The 18,118-nt window shown below is 54.7% G+C and carries 17 protein-coding genes; 12 read left to right on the top strand and 5 right to left on the bottom strand.

Translation table 11 applies throughout. The features are described from left to right. Positions 1–189 precede the first annotated feature (189 nt). The 9 genes from AC07XF_RS01990 to AC07XF_RS01950 all read left to right on the top strand — a co-directional run bounded on the left by AC07XF_RS01990 (position 190) and on the right by AC07XF_RS01950 (position 10,723). Entirely contained in the window at positions 190–945 is a 756-nt protein-coding gene (locus AC07XF_RS01990) for a hypothetical protein (RefSeq protein ID WP_495025192.1), read from the top strand. Positions 946–956: 11 nt separating this feature from the next. Beyond that, entirely contained in the window at positions 957–1,739 is a 783-nt protein-coding gene (locus tag AC07XF_RS01985) for a hypothetical protein (protein WP_495025191.1), read from the top strand. 641 nt (positions 1,740–2,380) lie between these two features. Next, on the top strand, positions 2,381–3,184 hold the full coding sequence (locus tag AC07XF_RS01980) for a TnsA endonuclease N-terminal domain-containing protein (RefSeq protein WP_495025190.1): 804 nt from the start codon (positions 2,381–2,383) through the stop codon (positions 3,182–3,184). 209 nt (positions 3,185–3,393) lie between these two features. Beyond that, entirely contained in the window at positions 3,394–5,313 is a 1,920-nt protein-coding gene (locus tag AC07XF_RS01975) for a TnsB C-terminal domain-containing protein (protein ID WP_495025189.1), read from the top strand. A 4-nt stretch (positions 5,314–5,317) separates the two neighbouring features. Next, positions 5,318–6,250 (top strand): TniB family NTP-binding protein, encoded by a 933-nt coding sequence (locus AC07XF_RS01970; RefSeq protein ID WP_495025188.1) that lies wholly within the window; start codon positions 5,318–5,320, stop codon positions 6,248–6,250. Beyond that, on the top strand, positions 6,243–8,177 hold the full coding sequence (locus AC07XF_RS01965) for a TniQ family protein (protein WP_495025187.1): 1,935 nt from the start codon (positions 6,243–6,245) through the stop codon (positions 8,175–8,177). Before AC07XF_RS01970 ends, AC07XF_RS01965 begins: the two co-directional genes overlap by 8 nt. A 200-nt stretch (positions 8,178–8,377) precedes the next feature. Then, complete coding sequence (locus tag AC07XF_RS01960) at positions 8,378–9,007, top strand: hypothetical protein (RefSeq protein ID WP_495025186.1); 630 nt, start codon at positions 8,378–8,380, stop codon at positions 9,005–9,007. A 19-nt stretch (positions 9,008–9,026) separates the two neighbouring features. Beyond that, positions 9,027–9,686: a helix-turn-helix transcriptional regulator gene (locus AC07XF_RS01955; RefSeq protein WP_495025185.1), complete on the top strand. Its 660-nt coding sequence runs from the start codon at positions 9,027–9,029 to the stop codon at positions 9,684–9,686. A gap of 176 nt (positions 9,687–9,862) precedes the next feature. Next, positions 9,863–10,723 (top strand): CAP domain-containing protein, encoded by an 861-nt coding sequence (locus AC07XF_RS01950; protein ID WP_495025184.1) that lies wholly within the window; start codon positions 9,863–9,865, stop codon positions 10,721–10,723. 531 nt (positions 10,724–11,254) lie between these two features. Here AC07XF_RS01950 and AC07XF_RS01945 read toward each other — a convergent pair. Together AC07XF_RS01945 and AC07XF_RS01940 are read right to left on the bottom strand one after the other, a co-directional pair. Continuing rightward, positions 11,255–11,887: a Vgb family protein gene (locus AC07XF_RS01945; protein WP_495025183.1), complete on the bottom strand. Its 633-nt coding sequence runs from the start codon at positions 11,885–11,887 to the stop codon at positions 11,255–11,257. A 36-nt stretch (positions 11,888–11,923) separates the two neighbouring features. After that, on the bottom strand, positions 11,924–13,144 hold the full coding sequence (locus AC07XF_RS01940; protein ID WP_495025182.1) for a helix-turn-helix domain-containing protein: 1,221 nt from the start codon (positions 13,142–13,144) through the stop codon (positions 11,924–11,926). A gap of 84 nt (positions 13,145–13,228) precedes the next feature. On the opposite strand from AC07XF_RS01940, the gene AC07XF_RS01935 reads away from it, so the two are divergent. The 3 genes from AC07XF_RS01935 to AC07XF_RS01925 all read left to right on the top strand — a co-directional run bounded on the left by AC07XF_RS01935 (position 13,229) and on the right by AC07XF_RS01925 (position 15,298). Then, complete coding sequence (locus AC07XF_RS01935) at positions 13,229–13,987, top strand: DUF899 domain-containing protein (protein ID WP_495025181.1); 759 nt, start codon at positions 13,229–13,231, stop codon at positions 13,985–13,987. A 228-nt stretch (positions 13,988–14,215) separates the two neighbouring features. After that, entirely contained in the window at positions 14,216–14,668 is a 453-nt protein-coding gene (locus AC07XF_RS01930; protein ID WP_495025180.1) for an Ohr family peroxiredoxin, read from the top strand. 171 nt (positions 14,669–14,839) lie between these two features. After that, the gene (locus tag AC07XF_RS01925; protein ID WP_495025179.1) at positions 14,840–15,298 is read left to right on the top strand and encodes a MarR family winged helix-turn-helix transcriptional regulator; all 459 of its coding nucleotides are present in this window, start codon (positions 14,840–14,842) and stop codon (positions 15,296–15,298) included. Between the two features lie 12 nt (positions 15,299–15,310). Here AC07XF_RS01925 and AC07XF_RS01920 read toward each other — a convergent pair whose 3' ends face one another. The 3 genes from AC07XF_RS01920 to AC07XF_RS01910 all read right to left on the bottom strand — a co-directional run bounded on the left by AC07XF_RS01920 (position 15,311) and on the right by AC07XF_RS01910 (position 17,619). Next, the gene (locus tag AC07XF_RS01920) at positions 15,311–15,607 is read right to left on the bottom strand and encodes a hypothetical protein (protein WP_495025178.1); all 297 of its coding nucleotides are present in this window, start codon (positions 15,605–15,607) and stop codon (positions 15,311–15,313) included. A 33-nt stretch (positions 15,608–15,640) separates the two neighbouring features. Next, positions 15,641–16,174 (bottom strand): molybdopterin-dependent oxidoreductase, encoded by a 534-nt coding sequence (locus AC07XF_RS01915; RefSeq protein ID WP_495025177.1) that lies wholly within the window; start codon positions 16,172–16,174, stop codon positions 15,641–15,643. Between the two features lie 80 nt (positions 16,175–16,254). Further along, positions 16,255–17,619, bottom strand: a complete 1,365-nt coding sequence (locus tag AC07XF_RS01910) for an OprD family porin (RefSeq protein WP_495025176.1) — start codon at positions 17,617–17,619, stop codon at positions 16,255–16,257. Positions 17,620–18,118: the final 499 nt, after the last annotated feature.

Genomic DNA, 18,118 nt, shown 5'->3' with positions numbered 1-18,118 from the left:
CGATCACACCAAGCCAAGCATCGGTTGTATGACAACCTACAGCGCCCCCCTACCGACCCCACTGTACTGTGGGTACAGTTTGAACAGAGTAGACGCTGCCACTCCCTGAATCATCGGCGCCGCCAACATGAAGGCGCGTCGCCGAGAAATGTGTCGCGTTCCGCTTTCCCCGCGCTACCCGCTTCGTACTTGGAAACGTACCTTTCCCATCCAGTTGATGGTGACTGGAGGATAAGCGCAGACAAGCGCGTTGTTTTTCTTGCCTCAGCAGCAATCAAAATCGAAACCACGCTCATGGATTTGAGCGTAATTCATAGTGATGCTGGCCCGTATGTACCGTGTTATGTGGCAATCGCGCTGGATATCCGGTCAAGGCGCGTTTTAGCCTTTCGACTCTTTTACGGGGTAACTCTCCACCAGGCGACTCTCAGAGCCTTGGACGCGATGCTGGAAAAAGTCACTGGGGCGGTGTCGATCTTCGCGTGCGCTCCACAACGTTATCGGTACGGCGGGACCGATTTTGAGGTCATCGCCATTCGAGACGGCAGTGTTTGGCTGCGTCCAACGGGCTTTCTCGAATCTAAGGTGACCTTGTGTTGCACTCGTACAGCGCTACGCCGCACGCTCCACGCTATCCCTGCAGGGTTAGCCAGCACCTTACTGCCTCGGCGCAACGCCGGAGAAGCGGATGTGACGGCGCGCGCGCATCCAAAACGTAGCAAGGTCGATCACCAAGCGAAAGCGATACAAGAGTTCGCAAGGCACTGCGCGAGGACAAACGCGTGGCATCCGGCGCTTCCGACTTTCAGGACGCTGGCCGGCATCATTGCTGTGAACATCAAGCGCCTCAATCAAACGCGCCCCCTCGACGTCCAACTGACGAGCCCCTCTTACACCAAGTTGTATCGGCTTATTCGCGACATTCGTGGGGAACGTCGCAACTAGCGGAGGTTGTCATGAATACGTTCAACTATTTCACCAAAAATCGCCGTACATACATCATCGCCAATGTGATCGAATGCGATGCCTGTCAGCTGTCTCTCAAGGGGAAAAGGAATGCCCCGGTTTACCTCACCATCGCATTTCACATCAATTCTGAGTATGTGACGGGATGGAGGATCAGTCACCAGCGGCCGGGACATCGTTCGACGTTGCGAGCTCTCGATTCGTCCTTGCGAAGCGCGAAACTCGGTGAGCAGAGCAAGCCGTGCTACGTCATCTCAGAAGTGGCCGGTGGCCAGGCCGTCAGACAAGCACTGCATCATACAGACTCAGAAGTGCAAATCTCCGAGCCTTGGGATCCTTCAGTCGTAGCGCATGCAGAGCGTTTTTTTAGAGTGCTGCACCATACCTTTATTGAAAGGTTGCATCTGAAGTTTGGCGATGCGGCACCTCCGCCCATAGGCCTGAAAAAACTGCGCAAGTTGTTCAAAAGCTGGTTGTCTGATTACCACCAGACTCCGGCTATGCACCTATCTCGCGCGCAAGCCTTTACTTACATGTATTCGCGCGAGATCCCTCGGAGCCAGGCTGTTGATCATGAGCCGAGCGTTGCGGGACAACCAAGTGCCGCCCACCATCCTCACGCGCCGAAGGGCCAAATTTCCGAGCCTGATATTTTCCCGTTCCGTCGCTCGACAAGGCGAGTTCGCACCGGTCAGGTACCCAACAGCGAGGCGCTCTATCTGGGCCACCCCTTTCCAGCCGTACAACTGGCGCCGCCCCCCCCTAAAATCTGATGAGCGAATAGTTCACAAAGTCGTTGAGAGAAACCATGCGGTTCGATGCCGCGACCGCATAGTTCTACACAGTAAAAGTGCAGTGTCAGGCATGGCAAATCGAGTGGCGTCGCGCCGACAAGCAACAGCTCATGCCTCCATGTCTTCACCAACCTGCGGTACCGGTACTTTCACGGCTTCGGCGTTAACGATTTGGAGCAAGCGTATCTGCTGGATTTCCTGTCCTGCTACAAAAAGTCTTTCACCCTGAGTGAATTGCTCAGCAGTGCTCACCCTCCGAGCTTGCGGGCCAGAACCACTGGCTGTTGCGGGGCGAGCTGAGTACCGATCCGAGCCTGCCGCTGAACCGGCGCTCACTGATCCAGCAGGGGACCTGTGGAGGCGGTTAGCGTGCCGCCGCTTGGGGTCGGCGGACGTACCGGATGGACGACGGCCGGCTGTATGAGGTCATCAATGTGCCCCGTGAACTCGTTTCGTTCCGAGACACACAATGCTCGCGATCAACACAGGAGTTAGATACTTTCAAAAAAACCACTCAAGCGAGTCGAGGAGTTCGACCTAATCCTTGTCAAGTTCGCACTCCCCATACGCTGCCCGTCATTGAGGTTAGCGTATGACAACTAGGCTAAAGGGCTACCATCATGCTGGATAAAAACTGGGTTCCGTCACATTTTTCACCGGCGCGCGACGTGCGTAAAAACCGCTATGGAAAGTCTCTAGTCTATTTTCCATCGCGAAAAAATCACACCCAGCTTATCTGCGAAAGTCACAATGAAGCCGATATGTGTTTGATCCTGGAATATCTACCTGCAGTCATTCAGTATTACATCCAGCCAGTCAGCCACACTTATAATTACGGCAACAAACCTTATACGTATACACCTGATTTTTTTATCCAACGCGACGACCGCAGTTATTTTATCGAGATAAAAGGAGGGTATTCGGATCAGACCAGTTCTTATCAGCGCACTTTAGATAGTTTTGCAGCTACAGCGAGCGCGTTAGGTTACGGATTTGAAGTTTTCGTCCTTTCCGACTTCCCCACTGACGAAACTCTGGACAATCTCGGGCTCCTGTATTCGCGATCTCATCAGGTCACTGCTTTTGAGCAGCGTCAACTCATGCAATGCCTTAGCACATGGAACGGACCACTGACAATCTCTCTATTGCTCGCGCACAATCCATCGCCCTCAATGAGAGCGGTGTGTGCTGCCATTTTTCAACAAAAACTGAATTGTGATCTCACTACCATGCTGAACTTGCACACCCCGCTTTACAGTGAGGTGAAACATGAAAAACACAACCCTGCCTGGCCAAGCTTGGTATCCCTAAATCAATCGCTTTCCTCTCCCAACATCTATAGGAATGTCGCCACTCCAAATTTATGTATAGCCGCCGTACCCGAGGTGGCGATAAATTCAACATTCCAGCCAACGCGCCATTAACCAGAGCCCGTCCGCCTGACAGTGCCGACGGGCACGCCCCTTAGTACTTGCATAGACAAGATGCATAACTTAATCAGGATAGTAATAACTGAGCACACAACCCAAACCCACTGCAGAGGTTCCCGACAAATTTAGTGAAACTTTATACTGCATTAAAATAATGCGACGCCATGGTTATAGTATTATGCCCCAACTATGGACTGCCATCTATGGACAACATCAAGACAATCAAGCCCGGTAGTCAATACAACATTTACGGGAAAATTTACGAGGTGGTTTCAACAGAAGACACTCGGATTACAATGCGCTCGACCCAATACAAACAAATACTATTCTTCACGCCGTATTTGCTTAATAACCTTCTACTAAAAGGAGAAGTGCGCCTGCACGCAATCGCAACAATTGATTCATCGTACGAGGCTATCTTACACACTATGCCCCAGGCCCAGAAGAAAAAGTATCTACGTAAAGTATACTATATTCGAGAACTGACGGAACGCTTTCAAGGTTCTCTGCCTCATGATGCCGTTGAGGCAGAATTAGAGCGGTTAGCGAAATGCCATGGGGACGACAAGGCCCCCTGCTACACCAGCGTTTACTCATGGTCAAGGACTTACCGCGAGTCAAATTTCAATCCATTTTCGCTGATCAAACGAAAAAGCACTCTCCCTCGCGGCAAGCAACTCAACAATGAAACACGTGACATTATCTCAACGTTTATTTATAAGTTTTATTTACAACCCAAGCATCCTACGATCAAAACCCTTCACAAGCTAATTAAGGGGCACATTGATAACGAAAATTCGGACCGCAGCAGCTACTCTGCAATTAAGATCAGCACCCCTTCGCTCTCCACCGTGACTCGGGAGATCAATCGCATCAGTCAATATTATAAAGATGTGCAACAACTCGGAAAACAGGAGGCGCAAAGGGTCAACAACTACAGCAGGAAACAAAAAATTTCGCGACTCTTACTAAGACTCGTCGAAGGAGATTCACACGAGATGGATATTATCGTGGTTGATGAAAAGGGACGAGTGCTTGGGCGGCCATGGTTACACTTGCTGATTGAAACCTCCACGCGCTATGTCATCGGATACGAACTTTCCCTGACCCCTCCTTGCGCCGAAAAATTCATGAAGTCGCTACGGATGGCATTGTCGGCTGAAAACCCCGAATACTTCGGTGGTCGCCCGGTCGAAATTACCGTTGATAATGGTGCAGAAGCAGCTAATGAAACGGTTAAAAATATTGGTGATCTGCTTTGTATAAAAATACATTATGCACCACCCCGCACGCCGAATGCCAAAGCAATTATTGAACGCTTTTTTGGTACGCTTAACAGTCAACTCATCCACGCAATGGAAGGTTCTACCGGATCAAACCCCGTCATTGGCAAACATTACAAGGCCGAAGATGGCGCCTGCATACAGATGAGCAAGCTGAATGAGATTTTTGATAGGTTCATCCATGAAGTTTATCACCATGAGTACCACCAATCCATTCATACATCACCGCATCAAGCGTGGCTGACAGAGACATTAGATCAGCTACCACCGGAACGTTACACCCAAGACGCACTGAAGAGCGTATGTCGGCAGATTGTATACAAAAGAGTAAACGGCGGGAGGGTTACACACAAATCTCTCTCATGGACCAGTCCCACCCTGCCCGCGATTGCAGCCGCACTAGGCAAGAGCCGAAAAGCTAGAGTCTACATAGACATTACCGACCTCTCACGTGTGTGGGTTTGTCACCCGGATAAACCCACTGAACTAGTTGAAGCAGTGGCAACAGCCCCCTACCAAAACAAGTTAACCATGTACGCGCATCAGCTTGTTTTGGATGAACTCAAAGACCACAAAATCAAGTTCGATGAAAGCGCAGCATGTCAAGCACTGTTAAAAATCTATAACGAACTTTGGGAAATTAAACACAACTCAACACCTCAGTCTCGCCATAATCTGCGGAAAAATAAACGACTGTTGGTGGCTGCGGAAAAACTCGGCCTTTCATCGAATACTTCGCGATCCACAGGCAAAAACAACGCACCCACGTCAGCCAAGTTACCGACCGATTCCGCCAACCTTCCCTTACAGAATCTGCCTACCTACGTGATCAGGAGTTAATCTCATGCCACTATCCATTGCCATGGAATCGAAAATGATCGAGTTCTCAAATACTATAATTATGCACCCTCAATATGCGGCGGCCATCGAAAAATTGCTTCACGGCATGGAAGCCACGCGGTTGAGAAAGGAACCCTGCTGCGCACTCTTATTGGGTAACCCAGGAACGGGGAAAAGTACTGCCTGTACGCAGCTAATCAATATGGTCGGTGGACAGCGCACAGTCTTACTTGAAAGTGGGCAATTCAAACAAGTTCTCGCCTTTGATTGTCCTGTACCAGCCACGTACTCAATTATAGACTTGTGCACCGAAATGCTCAAGGCGCTTGGAGACGACCCTCCTGTAGCCAAACTCGCCACATTACAAAATCGGCTTTTCCGTTTGCTGAAAACATGTGAAACCAAACTCATTATTATCGACGAAGTGCACGACCTGCTGAATCCAAGTGCTGTAAAGACATGGCAGAATGTATGCAAGTGGATAAAATACGTGGCTAACAGCACTGCTATCCCGATTATTCTATCAGGAAAAACCAGCACAGAGTCACTGATAGACAAGCACGAAGAACTGGCTGGTCGCTATCCATATCGCGCCAGACTGAGCAACTTGAAGTACGATTCAATTTTCATGGCGGTATTGCTCAAATTGAATACTGAAATGAGCAGAATCGGAAACTTCTCTAAACCGTTACACATTACCGATAGCAAAATTTCATGTGCGTTCTATTTGCACACACTTGGGAATATGCGGTCTTTACGAACACTACTTTATGAAATTATGCACATCGTATTAACCCGTGAAGGCGACGAAGTCACAGTTTCGGATTGTGCAACGGCGGCGCGACTACTAAACGACGGGATCGAACCCTACACAAATCCCTTTGAAGTATCAGCTGGAACAATTCAAGAACTTATGGAGCAACTGAAAGATGCATGAATTAGCTTTTTGGCCTAGGCCCTACCCACATGAAAGTCCGTCTAGCCTGGTTTCACGGACGGCTTTCCTTAATGGATATACCAACGTCAGGAGCTTTTCGCGCGCTCTTGGAGTAGATGCTTTTATAAGCTTTAAAAACTTGTTCGAAGGAGAAGTCATTAGCGATTTTTTTTTGAAAAATGATGAAAATCCATTTGCCTCTCAAAGCGTATTTTACAAGCGATCATCTCCTTTAGCGACAGGCTTGCGTAACACCATAATAGCAAAAATTGAGATCCCTTTCAGAAAATGTCGGCATCACTCCCGATTTTGTCCGGCCTGCTTAACAGAAGGTTACTGGCGATTTATCCAAGATATCGACTATGTGGCTGTATGCCCCTACCATCATCTCTTTTACCTGAGCAACTGCCCCTCATGTGATAGGCTCTATCAATGGTCATATACCAATGGACCGTTTTGCAAATGTCAATTTGACCTACGCAACGCGTTAGCCACGCCCACCCAAGACACAGCCACGATAGAATTATTAGAACTATTTCTTAATCTTAACCAAGATGCAATCACCCGAACGTTCGCCGCTCTTGATTGCATGCAATACAAACTTCTTTCCGATCCCGACACTAACTGCGTAATCAGCGCGGCGGTGAATATAGGCAAAGAGGATAAAAAGTTTTTTATCTCTTACCTTACGAACCTAACCAACAGCCATCCGAACTTCCCGACACAAACATTGCTAAGTTCATGGATTCGGAGCCATGATCAATGGATCAGTAGCACAGCATTGGATTATTTGAAAAATAATTCACTCCAATCGCACAATTGCACTGTGCAGAACTGCTGCAAACCTCTCGCATTCAGCTTTGCCGAATTAAAATCCTCATTCGGCACTGTCGGCGCACTTGAAACCACACGAGCCATTATAAAAAATCATTCATTTCAAAAAATATGTATCGCCAACAGAATTTTTTACAACAAGGATCAAATGTGTGAGACTATAAAAAAATTTAAACAAGAACGAACTAGAGGAGAAACTCCTACCGGATATACACGCAAAGACTATGAATCGTTACATAAAATCCAATCTAACTGGGGGGTTTTACCACACCAAGTCGAGGAACTTGTTTCAAATGGATTCATTCCAGGAGAGATTATCCTAGGAAAAATTACTCGAGGAAAATCTCGCGCAAAATTCATACACAAAGATTGTCTTAAATTATTTGCTAAAAAATTCACCACAACCCCGGCTTTGTCCAGAGAGTTTGGAATAACCGGCAATGCCATCAAGTCAATCCTCATCAAAAACAACATTATGCCGCCGAACGAAAACTTCCCCTATCTTTATTACCGAGAACAAATTACACCGGACATAAAAAAATCCATAGAATCTCGCCACGATGATTTGAAGATCTTGCGCGCAAGAAAAAAACACACCATTTGGGAGTTGGCCTCACTAATACACATTAAAAGAAAAACAGTCATTCAGCTTATTCAGTCAAATGCCATCCCACAACTTACATCACAATACAATGCTAAAACCAATTCTTTCACGGACCCGGACGCAGCCCTTAAGCTACTCATGGAATGGCGCAAAGACCATTTTACCCACTATGAGCTCGCCACCAAACTTGACACTAACGCCTATATTTTAAGACGACGCTTCGAGGTTAAAGACAATACTAAACCGTTATTCATCGGCAATCAAAAATTTTATAGCACTAGTATTGCCAAGGAAATAGAGCGTCAGTTAAAAATGTATATTCCGCAGTACAAAGCTTGGCTATTGGCTAATCTGACCTCTGGAGGCCTTAAACGCCTAATTGAAATAAAGATAATCAGGCCTATTTCCTCTGACCACCCCGCGTATTGCCCGTCAGTAAAACTGTATTGTCTTTCGGATATACTTTCACTTTCTGGCAACCTTTCCTGACCGGTTCATCGTCATACTTCTCACCCCCAAAATTCGCTCCCTCTCATGTCGAAACCGACAAGCTGCAGAGTTCGTTATCTGCTGACTCTATATCCTAAAAATTCGCCTTCTGATGATTATAATTTTCAACTGTATGATTTTTTGTTTGCTACAGCGGCTCTACCCAGTTAATCGGGTTCAACATCTACAGGTTTTCAACGATGAATATCAAAACCTTGGCCCTGATCCTGCTGGCTTTCTGTGCGCAACCGGTCTGGAGCCAGACTCCCCCCGCTTCTCCCGCCTCCGCCGATAGCCCCGCGCTGACCACGCGCCTGGCCCTGCGCGACCTTTGGGTCGAACACATTTTCTGGATCAGAAACTACGCGCTGGCCAATCAATCCGCCGACAAAAAGCAAGCCAAAGTCGCGGCGGATCAAGTCGTCGACAACGCAACCAAAATCGCCAACAGTATCGCCCCGCTCTACGGCCAACCGGCGGCGGATCAGCTGCTCAAGCTGCTTGCCGGTCATTGGGGCGCGGTGAAACACTACAGCGATGCCACCGTCGCGAAAGACGCCAAGGGCAAGCAGGCTGCGGTCACCGAGTTGACCAGCAATGCCAAGGCCATTGCGGTGTTTCTGGCCACGGCCAACCCCAATCTGCCCGAGGCAACACTGGTAACGATGTTGTCGGCCCATGGCGGTCATCACATTGCCCAGATCGATGAATTTGCCGCACACGATTACGCTGGTGAAGCCCGCACCTGGGCGATGATGCGCACGCACATCCTGGCGCTGGCCGACGCGTTGACCGGCGCGCTGGTCAAGCAATTCCCGGACAAGTTCTGATACCGCGCGAGGGCAAACCATGCTGGAAGGACTGGGCCGAACACAACAGGACCTGCTCAATGCGCTGCTGCATCATGCGGGCGGCATGAGCATTGACGAGTTGGCTGAACATCTGGCCGTCACGCGCACGGCAATCCGCCAGCATCTGGCGGCGCTGGAGCGTGACGGCTTGGTGCTGCGCGGCGACACCCGTCCGACGGGACGTCGTCCGGAGCAGCTGTATCGGCTCACCGACCACGCGCGGGAGCAGTTCCCTCGCCACTATCAGCTACTGGCCAGCGTATTGATTGATGAAGTGGCGGGCATCATCGGCCCTGAAGCCCTGACTTCACTGATGCGCAGCATGGGGCGAAAACTGGCTTTGGACCGTGAACAACAGGTCGTTGACGAAGCCAGGATCGTCCAGCACATGAACCAGGCGGGCTACGAAGCCGAGGTATTTTTCCGCTCAGCCGGCACCCCGGAAATCGTCGCGCATAACTGCGTGTTCCACCGCCTGGCCGCTGCCCATCCGGTGGTCTGTGAACTGGACCTGGCCTTGATCGGCGCGTTGGGTGGCGGTGAAGTCGAGCACAGTGAATGCATGGTGCGCGGCGGGCATGTCTGCCGCTTCAAGCTGCGTCCGCCCGAAACCCCGGAAGTCGCGACAGAGGCTAGTTCGCTTAAACCCATGGATTGATCCTTGTGTCGTGCGAAAACGCCATCATCCAGACCTGCCGACACCCTTCGTCGGACTCGTGACTTCGCCCGCAAATAGACGCGTGCCCCGCGTGAACCTTGTTTCGAGGCGCCAGTCATAGCCCAGCGCTTTTCCCCACTTTTCTTCGTTGTCATCTCATCAGAGTTGTCCGTCCCATGCGCCAAACTGTCGTTGCCTTGCGCTTTTCTTCGCTGTGCCTGTTTCCCCTGCTCCCCGTTTTTGCCAGCCCCGCCCACGCCGATGGGCAGCGGCAACTGGTAGACGCCATCAACGACTATCGCGCCCATCCGCAACGCTGCGACCGGCGGCCCGCGCAACGATTATCACCCCTGACGCTCAAGTCGAACCTGGCCCTGCCCGTTGGCTATGGCGGTGGGTTGCGGGACCGGTTAAAGGCTTCCGGCTATCAGGCAACAATGGTGCGGTCGATCCGCGTGGTAGGTGCACGGGATGCCGAAGAAGCGTTCGACCTGTTCCAGGACGAGCATTGCGCCGCACTGCTCGACAACCAATACGCCGACATCGGCGTCAGCCGCGCCGGGAGCGAGTGGCAAGTGGTGCTGGCGCGGCCGGTGCTCGACGGGCAAATCGGTGACCCACGCAGCGCCGGCCAGGCGTTGCTGGCTCAAGTCAACGCGGCCCGGGCCAAGCCGCGCCTGTGCGGTCGCCAGCGTTTTGCCGCCGCACGGCCGCTGTCCTGGAGTGCAGCCCTGGGCTCTGCTGCACAAGGCCACAGCAAGGACATGGCCTACGGCAATTATTTCGCGCATCAGGACCCCGACGGTGACATGCCGGCAGACCGCGCCAGAGCCGCCGGTTACCGTGGCCGGCAGATCGGCGAAAACATCGCCGCCGGGCAAGGTTCGCCCGGCAAGGCCATGGCCGGATGGCTCGCCAGCCCCGGGCATTGCGCCAACCTGATGAACCCGATGTTCACCCAGGTCGGTGCCGCGTACGCCGCCAACGCGCGCAGCGACGAAGGCGTCTACTGGACAATGCTGTTCGGTGCGCCGTGAGCCGCTGACCAGACCCACCTTGCGGGCATTAAAAAGCCCGCAATGGGCGGGCTTCGCGGGTGAGTATAAGTAGGTGGCCGGTGCTGGTCTCCGGCTTACAAGGTTTATCAGGCCTCCCACAAAAGAGTCATGAAACTGTAATGGAACTCTTCTGCTTCACACGGCATAAGGGCTGGATCCCAGCGCGGGGATCTTTCTAACCGTGTACCCTTCGGAACGCGCCCCACGTCTCCTTGCTATCCTTTTGCGCATCAGTCTGCGTCTTCACCTACAGGTTTGAGGATAGCAAAACAGACACAATTGCCAACCGGGCTTTTAGACCGATTTTGACCAGCAGAAAACACGGCAGGACGGAAAAAAACTAAGCCCGCAGCGCGGTTCGAAAGGGGTTGTACATCCAACATTGATGGTGCCTGACACGCCGCCTTCGCGGGCAAGCCCGCTCCTACAGGGATCGATGCCGGAAGCGACAAATAACCTTGTAGGAGCTGGCTTGCCAGCGAAGGGGCCGGCACATTCAACATCGATACCTCAGGCAGGCCGGCGCACCACCCTCACCCGGCCGCTATCGCCGCCACCGCAGAACAACCGCTCGCCGCCATCGGACTCCAGCCCCGACACGCCGACACCTTCCGGCATTTTCAGGCTCTGCAGCACCTCGCCCGACTGCGGATCGATGCGGCGTAGCTCGCTTTCATCGCCTTCCCACGTACCGTGCCACAGCGCGCCGTCCACCCAGGTCACGCCGGTGACGAAACGGTTGGATTCGATGGTGCGCAGGATCTTGCCGTTCTCGGGGTCGATCTGATGAATCTTGCGTTCACGGTACTGGCCCACCCACAACGTGCCTTCAGCCCAGGTCAGGCCCGAATCGGTGCCGGCGCCGGGGGCAGGAATCGTCGAGAGGATGCGGCCGGTGCGGGGGTCGATTTTCTGGATACGATCTTCGGCGATCTGGAACAGATGCTCACCGTCAAACGCGGTTCCGGCATGGGCAGCGACATCGATCGAGTTCAGTACCTTGCCACTTTCAGGGTCCAGGGCGTTGATTTTGGTGTTGCTTGCGAACCAGACTTTTTCGCCGTCCCAGGTGACGCCGCACACATGGTCGACATCGGCAAACGGACCATATTCACGAATGATTTCAGCAGTTGCGTGTTTCATCTGACATTCCTCAATGGGGGGGTGGTGGCGTTCATCCTAGCCACCGGGCAGCGGCGCCGGGAGTAACAAGGTCGTCGCGAATCCCGGCACGGGCGGCGTCATCCAGCGCCGCGCGCGACCGCGGCCAAACCACTGCACCTTGCCCTCTGCCGCCAGCGTATCGAGCGCCCGTTGCACCGTGCGCTGGCTGGTGCCCAGCGCCAGTGCCAGGGCGGAACTCGACCACGACTCACCATCGGCGAGGCAGGCAAACACCGCGGCAAATTTTTCTTCGACGGGTGGCGCCAGTGTCACCACCTCCGTACACACCGGTGATTGCAGGGCATAACCGCGTGCCGTCGCGATGACGCCGGCCAACGGCTCGAGTGCTTTACGTAGCCTGCCGATTTCAACGCGAAGCCGGGCGCGATGGGATTCATCCGAGAGCTTCAAGCGGAACGCCCGGGCGATCAGCGTTTCCCGCGGAACGTCGGCGGGCCACGCTTCGGCCAATGCGCGGACAAGCATGAACAGAATCGGGCGCGTAGCGAGCGACACCGACATGCCGCAGCCACGCACAATGTACCGGCAGGCATCCACCACCAGCGACGTTGAACCGAGCAACACTTCAACCTCATCGAGCAACAGCGTCCGTACTTCACCTTGGGCAATCAGGTGTGCCGCGGGGGCATCGAGCAGATTCGCAGCGTGTTCGACCTCAGCCATCAGCGCGGCAATCCCCGTTTGACTGGCAGCCTGCGCGGCCCTCATCAATGCCATCCGTGCCTCGTTCGATTGCAGGCGTCGAATGGCGATGCCCGCCAGCACCAGTTCATGGGTCGCACGCAGTGCCGGCGGCAATGGGCCGGGGTCAAGTTCGGTGAGTAACTGCTGCACCTCGTCGAGCTGACCGATCAACAGCAACCGGCGGATTTGCAGATACCGCGCATGGGCGGCATTCACCCGGTCACCGTGGTTTTCAAGCGTGAGCCGCGCCGCTTCCAGGGACTTGACCGGCCATCCGAGTTCCCGCGAAGCCAGGGCGATTTCGGCCTCAGCCACCACACATCGCGCACGGGCCAGCACTTCCCTGGGCGCAAATGCCCGCTGCGCACGCTTGAGCAGCGCCCTGGCCCGCACCAGATCGCCCAACTGCGCCATCGCGATACCGCGCAGGGCCAGCGCCGGCGCATCGTCGCGCAATGCCACGCGGTCCAGTGCGCCAAGTGGATTCCCTGCTGCCAGCGCCTGTGCGGCTGCCGTGATCATTGAGTCCATCGAAATCCCGCCACGCTTGTCACTCCCACCGTTCGATACCCGGGTTTAGTCTAATTCCGGACCTTTCACCAGGAGCGTACAGCGATGAACACGCACGAAACCGCGACCCGGGAACAATGGCTGGCGGCACGTTTGCAACTGCTCGAAGCGGAAAAGGCGCTGACCCGGCGCAGCGATGAGGTGGCGCGACAACGCCAGGCCTTGCCATGGGTTCGCCTCGACAAGGCGTACCGATTCGATACCGACAGCGGCAGCGCAACCTTGGCCGAGCTGTTTCAAGGGCGCTCGCAACTGCTGGTCTACCACTTCATGTTCGGCCCCGACTACACGGCCGGTTGCCCTTCCTGCTCAGCCATCGCCGATGGCTTTGACCCCGTCGTTATCCACCTGGCGAACCACGACGTGACACTGATGGCGATATCCCGCGCGCCATTGGCGAAACTGCAGGCCTACAAACGCCGGATGGGCTGGACCTTCCCCTGGGCCTCGGCCGCCGATAGCGACTTCACCGCCGACTTCAACGTTTACTTTACCGAAGCGCAGCAGCGTCAAGGGCTCGTCGAGTACAACTACCAACGCGGCGGGCATGCCATGGACGCCAGCCAGATCCCGGAACCGGTGAAACAGTTCGCCGCGACCTGTGGCACCGATGCGCCGACCTATACCCGCGACAGGCCGGGGTTGAGCGCGTTTGTGTTGGAAGACGGCGAGATCTACCACACCTATTCCACCTACGCGCGGGGTCTGGACGGGTTGTGGGGCATGTACCAATGGCTCGACCGCGCACCCAAGGGGCGCAATGAAACGGGACCCTGGTGGCGGCGGCACGACGAATACCAGTGAGTACGCGATTGCTGCGGTTTTGTTGCCCATCGCGGGTACATCACGCTCCCACGGTTTTTTAGCCCAGGAGCCGTGGAGCGTGCACAACTTCGAATCAACCACTCGTCGCAAAGGCACGACGTTGCCTATTGACGAAGCGAGGCTTGTGCAGGATATTACTTACATCGCATACGACACGATCGCATACGATAACAAATCATCTACCGCAACGTTCGAGGATTCACCCCCATGAGCAAGATCGAAAAAGTCCTGGTTACCGGCAAGACCCACACCACCCTCAACAGCGCCGGCAACACATCGCGCGGCCATAACGGCAACCTGGACATCGAACTGTCGTCCCCTGGCAACCCTGAACCGGCGCATGTTTTCGCAGCAATCCAGCCCCACCCGACTGCCGAGCAATTGTTCTCGGGGGCCTGGTCGGCCTGCTACATCGCGGCGGTCGGGCTGGCGGCCCAGCAACTGAAGGTGACACTGCCAGCCGATGTGGCTGTCGACATCGAGGTCGATCTGGGCCAGACCGGTGCGGCCTACTTCATTCAGGCCCGGTTGACCCTGCGTGTGCCAGGCCTGTCACACGAGACCGGTACCGAACTGGCACACCTGGCGGACTCCATCTGCCCCTACTCCAAAGCAACACGCGGCAACATTGACGTGGCCATCAACGTCCTCACCGCGTAACGCGACGTTCGGCCGGATCGCCAGTCTCAACCCGACGATCCGGCCGACGTTCCCTGGAGTCTCAAGCACACCGAAGATGAGTGCCGAGCGTTCGAGCACTTCCGATGCTATCGCACACGACGTATAGTCGAACGCCTGCATGCCTTCCGTCTTCGGCCAAAGAGAACGCCCATGAAATCCATCGACAAGACAGTTCCCACTGACCTGAAACTCGCCGACTTCCTGTGTTTTGCGGTCTATTCCACCAACCTCGCGTTCGGCAAGGCCTACAAGCCGATGCTCGAGCAACTCGGGCTGACCTACACGCAATACATCACCATCGTGGCGCTGTGGGAGGAAGACAATCAAACCGTCGGCAGCCTGGGTGAAAAGCTGTTTCTCGAATCCAACACCCTTACGCCGATCCTGAAAAAACTCGAAGCGATGGGCTATGTGATGCGTCAGCGCGACCCCGAAGATGAGCGTCAGGTGCGAATCAGCCTGACCGGCAACGGCCGGCAACTGCGCAATGAACTGCCGGACAACGGCATGCTGGAAACCGGCCTGGAGCCGGAAGAATTCGTACAAATGCAGAAGGCCATCGTGAGGCTGCGCAACAACCTCATACGTTCAACGAACGACAATAAATGAGCACCGGCGGCGTCATTGACTGCCGATGAAGACATCCGCCAGTTTGTCCACCAGCGCAGGTTTGGTCTGCGAGACCCAGCGCCGGGTCGCCCACTCCTGCCATTCCTCGGCACGATCCAGTGTGTATCGCGGCACGAAGTCGCCGAGGAAGCGGCCCAGGTTCTGCAGCGTGACCTCATGACCGGCATTGGCCATTTGCTCCAGCAAATCCTTCAGGGCTACTTCGAATTCGGGCGGCCACCTTTCGCCGGCCAACATTTGCTCGGCTGAAGGGTGTCGATGATGGCCAAGTGAGTTGCGCACTGGCATTTGCGTTGTCCTCGCTGCTGCGTTGTGTGTGAGTCAGCCCAAAATGCTGCACAGTTCAATGCTGCGCAACCACTTCACTTGACGGGCCCCTGAGTGGCGATCGCTTCCCGACACCAATGAAAGGTGCTCACCGCCAGCCGCCTGCGCTGGAGAATGTTGTCGGTACACCACCAGTACCGCATCGCCAACGTCGGTATTGATCAGTTCGTTCCAACTGAACAATGCGACATAACCGTCACTCGCGCGCGCCACTACATAGGCGCGTTTCCAGCCTTTGGGGTCTTCGCTCTTCAACCCGGCCTTCAGGACAATTTCGCGCAGCAACACCCCGCGATAGCCCTTTTTCTGTGCTTTTTGCGCATTGCCCTCGCAGGTATTACTGGTCAGCGTCACCCAGTCATAACCCGGCATGGCTTGCAGGTCGGCCACGCTCAAGCACAACGGGTTCTGCACTTGCCCGACCACCTCCAGTGTTTGCTCAGCCGCATCGCTGGCTGCACCTGGCAACAACACTGGTTTTGCGCTGGGGCGAACAAGGCTTTGCACAGTCGAAAAAATTGAACGCATGGCGATGCTCCTGTCGTGGCTGGTCAATCACCTTGGGGCCATTGGCTGCGCACTGGCAGCCCATGACCGCTGCGCCATGCTTATAGCAATGGCAGGCTATAGCTGAGGATCAAGCGGTTTTCATCCAGATCGCTGCTGGCATTGCCGCGCAAACTGGCGTTACGCCAGGAAATGCCCACCCCCTTGAGTGGACCGCTTTGCAGCGCGTAGTCGATCCGCAGGTCGCGCTCCCACTCTTTGCGATCACCGGCGGCGGAGTCGATATTGTCGCCGCTGAGATAAGTAACCACGGTCTTGAGCCCCGGCACGCCAAGCACCACGAAGTCATACCCATACTCGGCCAGCCAGGTACGCTCGCCGGCACTGAGGAACTTGCCGATCTGCCGGTCGGTAATCAGGTACGCGGTGGCGCCGTCACCCTGGTTGACGAACGGGAACGCGCTATCGCCGGAGACTTGCTGGTAGCCCGCGCTGATTGCATGGCCACTCAGGCTGTAGGTGAACATGGCGCTCCAGGTGTTGTTGTCCACCTCACCGGCGTGCGTGTCACCCGCTCTCCAGAAACCGCTGCTTTTGTAGCCTTGGGCGCGTCCGGCCGCGTTGCCGTTTTTGCCATCGGCGCTGCTGTTGAAGTAGCGCAAGTCGGTCTTCAGCGCGCCAGGGCCGATGGACAGGGTGTGGATCAGGCCGAGGAAATGCTGTTTATAGAAATCTTCGAGACTGCCGTAGTAGTACTGGGCTGTCAGGTCCTTGGTGATTTTGTAGTCGCCGCCGGCAAAGACGAAGCTATCCGAATCGGCCAGAGCCGTACTGGCCGGCGTACCGGCGGGACGCGTCGCGCCGCCGATGCGCAAATCGATATCGTCGGTGGAGCTGCGGGTCTTGGTGCTTTCCAGTTGACCGGCGGTGAGAGTCAGGCCGTCGATTTCACTCGATGTGATCTGCCCGCCTTCAAAGGTTTGCGGCAGCAGGCGACCGTCGTTGAAGTTGATCACCGGCAGCTTGGGCTGCAGGGTGCCCAGGCGCGCTTCGGTCTTGGAAACGCGCACTTTGCCGGTCACGCCGCCTTTGGAATACTCATCAACCGCGTGGCCGTCGCTGTCCGTAGGAAACAACGCGCCGGGCGTGCGGTCGATACCGGCCTTGCCGGCACGACCGCCGCTGTCCAGTTTCAGCCCCGTCATGGCGATGGCGTCCAGGCCAAAACCGACGGTGCCCTGGGTGAATCCGGAAATCACGTTGAGTTGCAGCCCCTGCCCCCACTCCTTGGCCTGGCTGGCGTAGGCGGCATTGCCCAGGTTGCCCTGGCTTTCCCGGTTGTCAGAGTTGAAATAGAAATTGCGCAAGTTCAGCGAGGCCTTGCTGTCGTCGATAAAACCGGCGGCGATGGCCTGGTGGGTCAAACCACCCAGGGTGATGGCCAGGGCCAGAGGTTGCAGCTTCATTGTGTTTACTCCAGTGCGGGACTCTTGTTTCTTTTTTATTGGGGGGGCGTCCAGGGTCCTGATTCCCTCGTGATCTGACGTTCCCGCCCATCGCTATATATTTTTGTATATAGCGATGGGCGAAATTTAAGGCTTGCCGATCTGCAAGCGGCGTCAGCGATACGTGATTGAGGTTCGGAAAAGATTGAAACAGGTCTGGCGGCCTGCATCTTTCTAGAAGCTGACTTTGAAGTCAATAAATTTAACGAGCGTGACAAAAAAGCGGGGAAAGACTTCATTCTCCCTACTACTGATTCACCCCTGCGCAACGGAAACCTGGCGGCCAGAAGCAGAACTGACAGCGAACCCGGCCATTACGCTGGGGTCATAACTACTGATGGCATCGCAAATGAACAGTGGCCCCGGTCCAACTTCATTCACGAGCGATGCTTACAATTCACACATTTCAGGGTGCGCCGGATAACCTCAGTGGGTTCAGTTCCTGCCTGGCGCAGGCGCT

This window comes from Pseudomonas sp. GW821-FHT01C01, from assembly GCF_059422645.1.
This window is presented reverse-complemented; position numbering and strand designations above follow the sequence as displayed.